The sequence below is a fragment of the Moraxella ovis genome, from assembly GCF_900453105.1.
Taxonomy (GTDB): Bacteria; Pseudomonadota; Gammaproteobacteria; order Pseudomonadales; family Moraxellaceae; genus Moraxella; species Moraxella ovis.
Map to the genome: position 1 here is coordinate 1,866,473 of NZ_UGPW01000001.1, position 12,478 is coordinate 1,878,950.

Sequence of the window (12,478 nt, forward strand, 5' to 3'; positions counted from 1 at the left end):
CTATATTATAGAGTCAAAGTCAAAAAAATTCAAGCACAAGCAAAAAATAACTTAGCTCATGCTTGAATATCATCAGTGATAACCAGCTTATGACAGCTGATAAGGCAATTTACTCATTTTTATCAGCGGGTTTTTCATTGACGTCTATTTCTTGTGAGTGCTGATTTTCGGTCAGTAATTGCGGACGTTCTGGGCGAAAAGTAGCCATCGCTGTACCCAGTACCTCTTCGATCAGCTCGCGGTTATAATACGAGCCAACACCTACCGAAGTAACCGACAGCAGCTTACCAAACCAGCCTAATTTTAAGTTATCGATATTGACGTATTTTGAAAGTTCATCAAGCTGTTTGTTGAACGATTCACCGACACTGTATTTTAGGCCGACATTCTGCAGCTCTTGATTTAAGCTTGAACGCTCTGCATTGGCAAATACGGTATTACCTAAGGCGAGTGCAGTTAGGATGATTTGCTTTTCTTGAAGTCTGGTCAAGTTAGCGCCTGACAGCACGCCATAGGCGATCTTAATGCCTTCTTTGCCGGTTAATGGCTTATCATAGATCAACGCCAACTGATACACCGCCTTTAATGACACCATCAAAAGCCATCCAGCATCTGCGATCAGACCCTTAATACCTGCAAGACCTGCCAACCCACCCATCACCGCCAAGGCACGGTTCTGATTGGCGACATCGCGCGCAAAATCATCGCGCTCCATATCGGTCAGACTGGATAACTTGGCAAAACGAGAATCTCTGAGCAGATCTTTTTTTGCCCAATTATTCGCCCAACTAGCTGCTTTATTAAAAATAAAATCAGTCATGCTGTCACTATTAACGCTCGGAGCAACTTTGCCCACCAAAGATTGGGCAGTGGTGAATTTTGGACCGAATAACTGAGCGCTCATGCTCGATGTCTGCTTACGAAAAGCGTCTTGTTTGTATTCTTTGGCGTTAAGATCGACCGCATGATAAGGCTTGCTAGTCGATTTTGAGCCATTCATCGCACTTAAGAATGCGCCAAGTTTGCCAAGTGCGCCAGCCAGACCACCTTTGGCATCGCCATCAGTCCCTTGCGCTTCGACTGTCTCTTTGATTTCTTGAATGTTTTGGGTTATCTTTTCTTTGGCATCATTCGTACGCTCTTTGGCATCTTCAATAAGATTGCCTAGCTCATCTTGGGCTTTTTGCTTAGTGCTTTCAACCTTGTCCCTGACGTCTTCGATGGCCTCTTTGGCAGCATTCTGTAAATCATCTAGACTAACCTGCTCGCCCTCGCTAATGTTAGCAGCTTTAGACGCGATTTCATCCAGTGCGTTATCAACTCTTTGTTTGATAGACGTGGATTCGTCCTGATTGGTCTTATCTTGACTGTCTTGAGCATTGCCTTTGGGCTCTTGGGCATCACGAGAATCCTTAACCACCAACACGTCTTGTACAGATTTGTTATTAATATCTACTTGCGCCACGACTTCGACGCCATCTGTGGCATCTAGTGAGTCAGCCAGATTGTCTAGGTTATCTAAATTGTCGTTGTGGAATTTTTTATTTGGCATCATGATCTCCTTGGATGCTATATTTTTTGAATAAATTTTACACAATGTCTACCTTGAATACTATCATAAAGACCACGCCCCTGCCAAATAAAAACTTAGCAAAAATGTTATTCTGCGCGCCAAATATTACTGGCAGATTAAGGAAATGAAAACTTTGGCAATTTATGTAGGCAATGGCGCATGCTGCAAATTCTACACTTTAAAAATTTCCATTTTTATCAAATAATTTGTTACAATAACCAAAATACAACTGTAAACTTTTTATATCTCACAAGGAACATTCCATGAAACGAGTCGTCATCACAGGCATGGGCATTGTCTCAAATATCGGCAATGACCTAGCCACCGTTACCGACAGCCTAAAAAATGGCAAATCAGGCATTGTCTTTAACCAAAGCTATGCCGATAATGGCTTTAAATCGTGCGTGTCAGGCTCTATTGACCAAAGCACGCTTGATACGTCTGCCATTGACCGCAAATTAAAACGCTTTATGTCGGACGCAAGCCTTTACGCCTATGTGTCCGCCTTGTCTGCCATAGATAACGCAGGTCTCACCCTTGATGATGTGGCGGATAACGTGCGTGTGGCGGTTGTGGCGGGCTCAGGCGGAGCAAGCACGGCAGACGTGGTAGGCTCAGTGGATAACATGAAAGCCAAGGGACTGCGTGGCGTGGGAGCCATGGCAGTACCAAAAATCATGAGTAGCACGGTGTCCGCCACGCTTGCCACAGGGTTAAAGATTAAGGGCATTAGCTATTCGTTGTCGTCCGCTTGTGCCACGTCTAGCCACTGTATCGGTCATGCCATGGAGCTTATCCAGCTTGGCAAGGCGGACATGGTCATCGCGGGGGGTGGGGAGAGTGAGCATTGGACACAGTCGTGCATGTTTGATGCCATGGGGGCGATGAGTACGAGCTACAACGACACCCCCACAACTGCAAGTCGCCCTTATGATAGCACCCGAGACGGCTTTGTCATCGCAGGTGGTGGCGGTATGGTGGTTGTGGAGAGCTTAGAGCACGCACAGGCTCGTGGAGCGACAATCCTAGCGGAAATCATGGGCTATGGGGCAACATCAGACGGAGCGGAAATGGTCGCCCCAAGCGGAGAAGGGGCAACTCGCTGTATGCAAATCGCCCTATCGAAGGCAGGGCTTGACACGGTGGATTATGTGAACTCACACGGAACATCAACGCCACTTGGCGACATCACCGAGCTACACGCCATTGCAGACGTGTTTGGCGGCGCGGACAAAACTCCCCCCATTAGCTCAACCAAATCCATGACAGGGCATAGCCTAGGGGCGGTGGGTGCACAAGAGCTGATTTATTGCGTGCTGATGATGAATAATGGCTTTATCGCCCCAAGCATTAACATCACCGACATGGACGAAAGAGCCAAGCCTTTTGACATTGTTGAGACTACACGCCAAACCGAGATTAACACCGCCATGAGTAACAGCTTTGGTTTTGGCGGGACAAATTCGGCGTTGGTGGTGAAAAAGTTTAAGGGTTAAAATAAAAACCCAAAATCATAATAAAACCCTATTTCAAAAATAGGGTTTTATTTTTACCGAACTTGCATTAAAATTCGACTTTTCCTATTTTCCTTTAAAAATGCTCACACACCCCATTGCTACCCCGCACACTCCAAGCCAGCTTGTCGCACTCATCGCCACGCACCACCCTGACTGGCAGGTGTGTTTTTTGCACAACGCTCATCGCCCCGTCATTGGCATTTACCCTGCTGTTTCGTGGACCGCCGTCTTTACAAATGGCTTATCCATTCACAAAAAAACTCGCCAAAACGACAACCACACCTACCCTACCACCTACACCGATTGGCAAAACGAGCTTATCGCCTACTGCCAAGCCCACACCCCAAGCCCCACACGCCACGGCGAATATACGCACGGCTTAATGGGCTTTATCGGTTATGACCTATCAGCTCATGAATTAAATCCTAACATCGCTATCAAGCCCAACCAGCCTTGTGCTTATTTTGGGCATTATGATATTTATATTAAGCCGTGCGAGCATGGATTTGACTTGATTGGCATAAATGCTAATAAAGAGATTTTTGATGAAATAAAAAATAGTTTAACTGATTTATTAAATCAACAATTACCAAAACCAACACCTGCCCAATTTATCTCATCATGGCAAAATCAAGATTACAATCACGCTTTTAACCAAACCCAAGAATATATCAAGGCAGGCGATACTTATCAAATTAACCTGACCCAAAAATGGCAAGCAGATTTGGGTAATTTAGCCAGTTATTTGCCCCATTTGCAAGATAAAATCAATGCCCCATTTGCAGGGTATTTAAAATTAGGAGAATTTGAAATTTTATCAGTATCGCCTGAATTATTTTTTGAATTTCATAAAATAGAAAATACCATTTATATTATTACCAAACCGATAAAAGGCACACGCCCACGCCATGATGATATTGATATAGACAATGAATTAAAAAATGAATTAGCGAACAGCGAAAAGGACATTAGCGAAAATTTAATGATTGTGGATTTACTTCGTAATGACTTAGGCAAATACGCCCATATCGGCACGGTAAAAACACCCAAACGCTTTGCCATTGAAAGTTTTAAAAATGTACATCATATGGTCAGCACCATTACCGCCCAATTAAAAGACGTACATAGCCTAGAAGTCTTATTTGGCAGTTTGCCCGCAGGGTCAATCACAGGCACACCCAAAAAACGGGCGTGCGAGATTATCCATGAATTAGAAATATCTCCCCGTGGGGCATATTGTGGAACCATGGGCTATATGAATTTTGACGGTACGGGCAATTGGAACGTACTCATTCGCACGTTGCAAAAATGGCAAAAAATAGAACTTTGGGCAGGAGGCGGTATTACGATAAAATCGGACATGGAGAGTGAATATCAAGAATGTTTGGATAAAGTGGGGAATATTATTCAAATAATGACAGATTAAGCCAAAAAAAATCCGCCCAGAATGGACGGATTTTTTATTGACATTATATTGCTTGGGTGCGCTCGATGAGCCACGCTTTGGCATCGCCATCAACACGATCAATCAGCGCATCGTTTACTTTTTTGTGATAATCATTGAGCCAGTTTTTTTCTTCGGTGGTCAATAATTCTGGCAATAGCAGACGAGTGTCAAACGGACACAAAGTCAAATCTTCAAACTTAGCAAATTCACCAAACTCAGTGCTGTGCGCAGGCACGGTCGCCACCAGATTCTCAAGGCGAACACCCCACTTGCCTTCACGGTATAGTCCCGGTTCATTACTGGTGATCATGCCTAATTGCATGGTACGCTCTGTCGATGCTGGCGCATTACGCGAGATGACCTGCGGACCTTCGTGGACATTTAGAAAGTAGCCCACACCATGCCCTGTGCCATGCCCATAATCTAGACCCAGCTGCCACAGCTGATTACGCGCCAAGACATCCAGCTGAGATGATGGAATACCCACAGGATAGACTGCGGCTGCTAATGCGATGTGCGCCTTTAGGACATAAGTGACATCGCGCTTCTCATCATCGCTGATGTCGCCAATGCCCACCATGCGTGTGATGTCGGTGGTGCCGTTGTAATACTGCGCCCCAGAATCGATCAGCAACAGCCCGGAACCTACAATCTGAGCGTGGTTATCTTTATTGGCCTTATAATGCACAATCGCCCCATTACCCTTAAAGCCTGCAATGGTGTCAAAGCTTGCCGAAACGTGGTTTGGCTGCTCGCTGCGTGCATCGTTCAGCATGGTGTTAATATCCAGCTCGGTAATCGCATCGCCTGCTGCCACACGCTGCTCAAGGCGACTAAAGAAATGACACAACGCTGCACCATCTTGACGCATCGCTTCTTGCACGTGGTTCAGCTCGATGTCCGATTTTATTGCCTTTAACACCGTACTTGGATTCCTCGCGCGCAAGATAGTTACACTGCCCGGCACTTGCTTGATGGTGCTGATGGCAACTTTAGCAGGGTCAATTAACAGCGTGCCTGTTATGTCTGCCAAGGCTGTAGTAACAGCGGAATAATCTGCCGTGGCGATGCCTGCATTCTGTAGGGCAATCTTGGCATCGTCATTTAATTTTTGTTCATCGACAAACAGTACCGCGCTGTCTTTACCAACCAATAAATGCGACAAAAACACAGGGTTAAATGACACGTCGCTACCACGCAAATCAGTCAGCCAAGCAATGTCATCAAGGCTAGAAATCAGATGAAAATCCGCGCCAAGCTCATTCATTTTGGTGCGTACTTTGGCAAGCTTGTCGGCTGATGTACCGTCCAAAAATTCACTTGGATGCGGATAGATGGTCTCAGTTGGTAGGCTTGGGCGATCATCCCAAACTTCCGCCAACAAATCAAGGTGTGTGACCAGCTCAATACCCTTATCTGCAAAAGTTTGGCTTAAGCTATCAAATTCTGCCACCGACAACACAGCGCCATCAATGGCAACCCTGGCACCATTTGGTAAATTGTCCACCAAAAACTTGCCAAAGGTTGGACGCCCCTGTTCCATCTTTTGAAGTTCGATGCCTGTATCAGCAAGCTGCATCGGTGCCTGCACCCAATAGCGACTGTCCGTCCACACGCCTGCAAAATCTTGAGTGATCGCCAGTGTACCCACCGAACCTGAGAAACCTGACAGCCATTTTCGGCCTTGCCAGTACTTGGGCAGATACTCAGACATGTGTGGATCTGCCGACGGCACAACGATGGCATCGATGCCGTTTTTTTGCATGAGTACGCGAAGCTTTGTGATGCGTTCGCGACGAATTTGGGCTGATACCGCCATAGATACTCCTGATTATTCTTATTAGATTGAATGCTGAAATTCTATCATAATCCGTTATTTTTTACACGATTGCGATTTTAATGACCAGGCATCGTCATCGATTTATCAAAAAATCGTGGTACAATTCACCCCCCTCCAAAAAAACTTATCAGCAGCCACAGCCATACTTACCACCACCCAAATCGACCGCTTACGCACTTATCGAGTGATGCTTCTTGCCTTTGCAGCATTCATTTTTAATACCACAGAATTCATTCCCATCGCCCTACTCTCAGACATCGGCACAAGCTTTAGCATTCCTGTCGATAAAGTAGGCATCATGATGACCGTCTATGCCTGGATCGTCGCACTTGCCTCGCTGCCACTCATGCTTGCGACCGCCAAAATGGAGCGAAAGCGATTGCTAGTTGGCGTCTTCACACTGTTCGTGGCAAGTCATATTTTATCGGCGGTGGCGACTAGCTTTGGCGTTTTGCTCATCGCGCGTACAGGCGTGGCCTTGGCTCATGCGATCTTTTGGTCGATTACCGCAAGCCTCGTCGTGCGTCTTGCCGCCAAGGACAAACGCACCAAAGCATTAGGCCTGCTTGCCACAGGTTCGGCACTTGCTACCGTGCTGGGCTTGCCGATCGGGCGATTGGTGGGTCAGCATCTAGGCTGGCGAGCAAGCTTTGCACTCATTGGTGTATTGGCATTGATTTGCCTTGTGATCTTTTGGAAAATCCTGCCAAATCTACCCAGTCGTAATGTCGGCAACATCAAAAGCCTGCCCGACATCCTAAAAAACACACCGCTATTATTGGTGTATCTGATGATAATACTCATCGTGACCGCGCATTTTACTGCTTATAGCTATATTGAGCCATTCATGTTAAACGTGGTGAATTTCTCGGCGAATTTTGCAACTTGGATATTGCTAATGTTTGGGCTTGCAGGCATTATGGCAAGCATACTCTTTGGTCGTTATTATGAACGTATGGAAAGATCATTTTTATGGCTTGCCATGATGGCGATCGCCTTGGGACTTAGCACATTATTCTTGTCTTCTGACATGTCGGCGCTTTGGGTTATTAATGCCTTCTTGTGGGGCATTGGTGCGACCACCATCAGTCTGGTGCTACAGATACAGGTGCTGCGCCTCGCGCCAAAAGCCACAGACGTTGCCATGAGTCTATTCTCAGGGATATTTAATATCGGCATTGGCGGCGGTGCGTTGCTTGGGGGCATCGTCATCGCACAGATGAGCTTGATTCATATTGGACACGTTGGCGCGGCAGTCGCACTTCTTGCGATGCTGGCTGCATGGGCGTACACACGACGCTTGGCATAACACCCAAAAATAAAACCCTTAGCAGTTGCAAGGGTTTTATAATGACGTCTGAATTTATTCAGTTTTCGCTACTTCTTTATCTTCAGCGGATTCAGGTGCAGGCGCGGCATTGGTTGTGTCGCTCGGTGCAGATGCTGCAGCAGGTGTCTCAGCAGTCGCGGTTGCTTGAGTTGGCGCTTGCGCGTTTTTTGGTGTTTGGTCTAGCTTGTCTTGAGCTTCAGCCACTGCAGCATCGCTGGCTTGCGTTGCTGGTGCTTCAGCAGTGTCTGTGCTAGCTTCTGCAGCAGGTGCAGTTTCTTCTGCAGGCGCGACTGTGGCCTCTGCAGCAGCTTCTTCAGCTGTTGGTGCTTTTGGCTGATGCTCGCCTGCTGGACGCAACCAAGCAAAAATACCGATCGCCGCAATCATTACAAGTAAAAGAACGGTACCAACCAATGCTGTTAGCGTCTCTTTGGTTGGGTTATTATTTGATGCATCATGTGCCATAAATCACCTGTCATTAAGATGGGTTAATTGTAAATACAAAATAAGATAAATTTACCCTATTATATACCAAATTTTGCGGTTTTGTACAATTCCTTTGGTCGATTAAGGAATTATTACACAAAATTTGGGTAAGATTCATTAATTTTTAATCACGAACGCCCTTGCCAGTGTAGTATTTTTGGGTTCTGCTGGTTTTTGATTTGCCGTATTTCGCAACGAAACTCAGCAAAATCAGCAGCGCGCTCAACACCAAAATCGGATAGCTGCCGAATCTTACAAATGGCGTCACGCCCGACATCGATTCAACTTCACCGCGTAATACCGTACGCTCGAACTGTGGTGCTTGATTGACGATTTGACCTTTTTGGTTGATGATGGCGGTCACACCTGTGTTCGTCGCACGCACAAAATAACGCCCCGTCTCAAGGCTTCGCATCTGAACTATCTGCAGATGCTGCCAAGGACCTGCCGAACTGCCGAACCACGCATCATTAGAGATCGTCATGAGAAAATCAGTATTCTTAGCATTATGACGGGTGGTCTCAGGATATGCCACCTCGTAGCAGATGGCAGCACCAACGTTTTGCCCTTTGATGGTAAATGGAGCTTGATTGCTTGAACCACGACTGATGCTCATCGCACCCTGCATGTTCGCCAAATCAGGCAGCAAGTTAAACAACCCTTCGAACGGCACATATTCACCAAATGGTACAAGACGCTGCTTCTTATAAAGCGCCTGTGTCTCGCCAAGCACCGCCACACTGTTATAAATTGGTGGGTAGGCGTGGCGATTCTCATCGTAATTCTTAAGGTCGCGATAGATAATTCCTGTCACCCAAGTTGAGTCGTTGTTACGAGCGCGATTAATCATGCCTGCGATGAATGGCTCCGCTTCATCATGGAACATCGGGATCGCCGCTTCTGGCCAGATGACAACATCTTGCCCCCATTCACTCTTAGACAGATCTTCATAGATCTCAAGTGTGCGCACACGGTATTCGGTCAGCCACTTCATGTCTTGTGGGATATTACCCTGCACCAAAGAGACAGACAGCTTCTCACCCGATGGTTTCACCCACTCCACAAGGCCCAACCCAAAAGACACAACCAAAGTCAGCGCGCTTAGCCCGATAAAGGCAACTTTATGGCGGAACAGCTCAACCACCGATGCGGCAAACAGCACCGCCACGAAACTTATGCCAAACACCCCCAAGACTGGCGCAAGTCCGTTCATCCAAGTCTGTTCAGTGAATGCATAGCCTACAAACAACCAAGGAAATCCTGACAGTAGCCAAGTTTTTAGCCATTCTTGAATCACCCAGAACGAGGCAAATGCCAATGGTTGACGACCCAAGAAACGCACAAAGCCCCATGCAAAAAACGCATGAAAAAGCCCCATGATAATCGCCATCACACCAATCATCACATAGGCAAGCCATGAAGGTATCGCGCCATATTCATGTATTGAATTATAAAGCCAAAAAGCACCAATCACCCACGTACCAAACCCATACACCCAGCCAATCCAAAAGCCTCGGCAACCGCTATCTTCACCCACAAGTAGCGCATACAGTGCCATCACCGAGAACAGCGCCAAAGGCCACAGATAATAAGGCGCTAACGCAAAGCTAAACCCAAGACCAGCGACGAGCGCGATGATGAGCTTGATGCCTATGGGTAGACGAATACTCTTGGCATTACTACGAGTATTGGTTGGGATATTGGGATGATAAATAGGTTTGGTGGTCATGGCGTGATTAAATATAGCTAAATTAACCCATTATTTTAGCAGAATTTGAAAGATTTAGCGACGAAATTACAACAAAAAACCAATAAGACCTAAGCCTTATTGGTTTATTCACTCAATCTAATCGTTTAGATTGTACTATTTGGGTTTAGCGTCATCTCAAGCAGATGAATGTAACGCCCTTCGACATCTATGATGACAATCTGCCAATCATTAATCCGCACCGTCTCGCCCTCTAGGTGGCTTACCGAGCCCAGTGCCTGCATGACCAATCCGCCCATGGTATCGACATCTGCATCATCGAAATTCGACCCCAAAATGTCATTACAATCACTGATCAATGTCGATGCCTGCACGAGCCAGACGCCATCTTTGGTGGGATGTGGTACGATGTTATTAATGTCGCTGTCTTCATCGATGTCATCATGCTCATCAACGATGTCGCCCACGATCTCCTCTAGCAGATCCTCCATCGTGACGATGCCAGAGACCGACCCAAATTCATCGAGCACCACCGCCATGTGCACTTGCGCCTTTTGTAGTAGGCGAAGCAGTGTATCAGAGCGTGCGGTTTCGTTAATGTATAGCGGCTTTCTGACGATGTCTTTTAAGAGAAATGGGTGATCAATGCCTTCAGCGCGACTCGCCAAAATCGGAATCAAATCTTTGGCAAGTAAAATACCCAAAATCGCATTATCATCATGACTGTCAAACACAGGATAACGAGAATGCTCAGTCTCAAGCAATACCGCCAAAATGTCTGAGATGTCAGCATCACTACTGATGGCAGCAAGCTGTGGACGCGGCGTCATGATCTCACGCACTTGGGTGGCAGGTAGATCCAGCACACCTTCTAACATATCGACCATATCTGGCTCTAGGAATTGGCGCGAATCTTGAACCAATTTTAACAAATCATCGCGAGTTTCAGGGGTGGTGGACAGCCAACGTTTCAAGCCGCGCGTCCAACCACCCGAATGACTGTCGTCTGACATAAGAAGACTTCAACCTCTATTGTGGGAAATTTTTGGTTAATGTAACGGATTTGGCAGGATTATTCAAGCGTTATTTGGTTACTGCTGATATGCTCAAAGTGGTGGATTTTTGATTGATACACCTCTACGCCGCCAGGAAACACAACAAACCATCAAAACATCTGAACAGGCTTATAAGTCGCTAAATCTTCACCCATCTGATGATGCGCTCTTCTATCTCGTCATCATCAAAATCAAGCTCAGAATAACAGCGGCCACGCACGCCGAATTTATCCATCGCCTGATCATGTCGCGCCTGCCCTGAGATCAGGTAGTGCCAATGTGGCAAGCCCTGTCCTAGATGCAGTCGCTTATAAGCGCAGTGCCGCGGCAACCACATCATGCCAGACACCATCTCATACGTAAGGCGAATGCAATCAGACACATAAGACTTACGGTTGGCATAATCAGCACAACGCCCTGTCGAACAGTCCAAGAGCCAACATGCCACGTCAGTATATTCGGTAAATCTTGGATCGTCATCGTCCAAGAACTTCACCAAACAGCACACCCCGCACCCATCACAAAGCGCCTCCCACTCGCTGTCATTGAGCTCACTTAGTGGGTATTTTTCCCAGAAAAGCTCTCGCAATTGACTTGGTTGTTCTGCTGATTCTCTCATGATGCTAACTTATTAAAATTTCGATCATTGTAACAAAAAAGCACCATAAATTTAAGCCCAAACCCCATTGTCAAAGCTCAAAAATCCTGCTAGTCTAACGATAGTGATAGTTTTTTAATGATTTTAATTAACAAGGAGTGACCTATGACCACCCAAACCCTAACCACCATCGCCGCTGATGGCACTCGCTTATTAAGCCACGTCTGTCTGCCTGACACCACGCCTGCTCGAGGTATCATCGTCGCACCTGAATGGTGGGGCGCAGAAGATACCCATCCAACAACTGTCGCAGAAGATCTTGCCAAGGCAGGCTTTGCCGCGGCTGTCTTGGATGTCTATGGGGAAGGCAAGCTAACCACTGATGCTGCCCAAGCCAATGAATGGATGAGCGCCGTTCTTAATAACCCAAGCGAACTCATGGACAGATGTCGCCGCATTTATGAAGATTTTATCGCGTTAGATGAAGTGGATGGCGCACGCATTGGTGCGGTGGGCTATTGCTTTGGGGGTAAGCTTGCCCTTGATATGGCACGCACAGGCATCCCCTTAAAAGCCGTCGCCACTTTCCACGGCAACCCAACGCCCATCCAGCCTGCTGATGCGTCTTTTGGGGCAAAGGTGCTGGTGGCACATGGCGGTGCTGACAGCATGATTCCCATGAGCGCCATCGATGGCCTAAAAACCGAACTTGATCGCGCCAATGTTGACTATCAGATCGATGTCTATGACGACGCCAAGCACGGCTTTACCAATCCATTGGCGGACAAGCGAGCAGCCAATAACGGCATCGATCTAGGCTATGACAAACATGCCGCCAAAGCCAGCTGGGATAAGATGCTGTCATTCATGAATGAATATGTATAACCTCTAACTAAAAAGCTTGTCGCAACGACAAGCTTTTTA

General features: G+C 46.7%; 10 protein-coding genes. 4 read left to right on the forward strand and 6 right to left on the reverse strand.

What is annotated here, in order from left to right:
* Nucleotides 1-109: 109 nt before the first annotated feature.
* Nucleotides 110-1,552, reverse strand: coding sequence for an EcsC family protein (locus DYD54_RS08940; protein WP_063514602.1), 1,443 nt, complete (start codon nt 1,550-1,552; stop codon nt 110-112).
* A gap of 284 nt (nt 1,553-1,836) precedes the next feature.
* On the opposite strand from DYD54_RS08940, the gene DYD54_RS08945 reads away from it, so the two are divergent.
* Complete coding sequence (locus tag DYD54_RS08945) at nt 1,837-3,069, forward strand: beta-ketoacyl-ACP synthase II (protein ID WP_063514603.1); 1,233 nt, start codon at nt 1,837-1,839, stop codon at nt 3,067-3,069.
* Nucleotides 3,070-3,169: 100 nt separating this feature from the next.
* Nucleotides 3,170-4,516 (forward strand): anthranilate synthase component I family protein, encoded by a 1,347-nt coding sequence (locus DYD54_RS08950; RefSeq protein WP_063514604.1) that lies wholly within the window; start codon nt 3,170-3,172, stop codon nt 4,514-4,516.
* Nucleotides 4,517-4,559: 43 nt separating this feature from the next.
* On the opposite strand, the gene DYD54_RS08955 is transcribed toward DYD54_RS08950, so the two are convergent.
* A complete protein-coding gene (locus DYD54_RS08955; RefSeq protein ID WP_063514605.1) occupies nt 4,560-6,356 on the reverse strand; it encodes an aminopeptidase P family protein in 1,797 nt (598 codons plus the stop codon).
* A gap of 163 nt (nt 6,357-6,519) precedes the next feature.
* Between DYD54_RS08955 and DYD54_RS08960 the strand changes: the two genes are divergently transcribed.
* Nucleotides 6,520-7,686 carry a sugar transporter gene (locus tag DYD54_RS08960; RefSeq protein WP_370446613.1) on the forward strand — a complete coding sequence of 389 codons (1,167 nt, stop codon included), beginning with the start codon at nt 6,520-6,522 and terminating at the stop codon, nt 7,684-7,686.
* Nucleotides 7,687-7,740: 54 nt separating this feature from the next.
* Here the strand turns inward: DYD54_RS08960 and DYD54_RS08965 are convergent, their stop codons facing one another.
* The 4 genes from DYD54_RS08965 to DYD54_RS08980 form a co-directional block, all read right to left on the reverse strand.
* Nucleotides 7,741-8,172, reverse strand: a complete 432-nt coding sequence (locus DYD54_RS08965) for a hypothetical protein (protein WP_115265755.1) — start codon at nt 8,170-8,172, stop codon at nt 7,741-7,743.
* A gap of 145 nt (nt 8,173-8,317) precedes the next feature.
* Nucleotides 8,318-9,922 carry an apolipoprotein N-acyltransferase gene (gene lnt, locus DYD54_RS08970; protein WP_063514607.1) on the reverse strand — a complete coding sequence of 535 codons (1,605 nt, stop codon included), beginning with the start codon at nt 9,920-9,922 and terminating at the stop codon, nt 8,318-8,320.
* Between the two features lie 125 nt (nt 9,923-10,047).
* Nucleotides 10,048-10,914, reverse strand: coding sequence for a CBS domain-containing protein (locus DYD54_RS08975; protein WP_063514608.1), 867 nt, complete (start codon nt 10,912-10,914; stop codon nt 10,048-10,050).
* 181 nt (nt 10,915-11,095) lie between these two features.
* Complete coding sequence (locus DYD54_RS08980; RefSeq protein ID WP_063514609.1) at nt 11,096-11,575, reverse strand: YcgN family cysteine cluster protein; 480 nt, start codon at nt 11,573-11,575, stop codon at nt 11,096-11,098.
* Between the two features lie 144 nt (nt 11,576-11,719).
* Here DYD54_RS08980 and DYD54_RS08985 point away from each other — a divergent pair, with 144 nt between their 5' ends.
* Nucleotides 11,720-12,439, forward strand: coding sequence for a dienelactone hydrolase family protein (locus DYD54_RS08985; RefSeq protein ID WP_063514610.1), 720 nt, complete (start codon nt 11,720-11,722; stop codon nt 12,437-12,439).
* Nucleotides 12,440-12,478 lie beyond the last annotated feature (39 nt).

Coding starts and splice junctions, on each gene's coding strand:
- DYD54_RS08980 (WP_063514609.1), bottom strand. CDS start 11,575: ATGAGAGAATCAGCAGAACAACCAAGTCAATTGCGAGAGCTTTTCTGG.
- DYD54_RS08985 (WP_063514610.1), top strand. CDS start 11,720: ATGACCACCCAAACCCTAACCACCATCGCCGCTGATGGCACTCGCTTA.
- lnt (WP_063514607.1), bottom strand. CDS start 9,922: ATGACCACCAAACCTATTTATCATCCCAATATCCCAACCAATACTCGT.
- DYD54_RS08955 (WP_063514605.1), bottom strand. CDS start 6,356: ATGGCGGTATCAGCCCAAATTCGTCGCGAACGCATCACAAAGCTTCGC.
- DYD54_RS08975 (WP_063514608.1), bottom strand. CDS start 10,914: ATGTCAGACGACAGTCATTCGGGTGGTTGGACGCGCGGCTTGAAACGT.
- DYD54_RS08945 (WP_063514603.1), top strand. CDS start 1,837: ATGAAACGAGTCGTCATCACAGGCATGGGCATTGTCTCAAATATCGGC.
- DYD54_RS08965 (WP_115265755.1), bottom strand. CDS start 8,172: ATGGCACATGATGCATCAAATAATAACCCAACCAAAGAGACGCTAACA.
- DYD54_RS08940 (WP_063514602.1), bottom strand. CDS start 1,552: ATGCCAAATAAAAAATTCCACAACGACAATTTAGATAACCTAGACAAT.
- DYD54_RS08950 (WP_063514604.1), top strand. CDS start 3,170: ATGCTCACACACCCCATTGCTACCCCGCACACTCCAAGCCAGCTTGTC.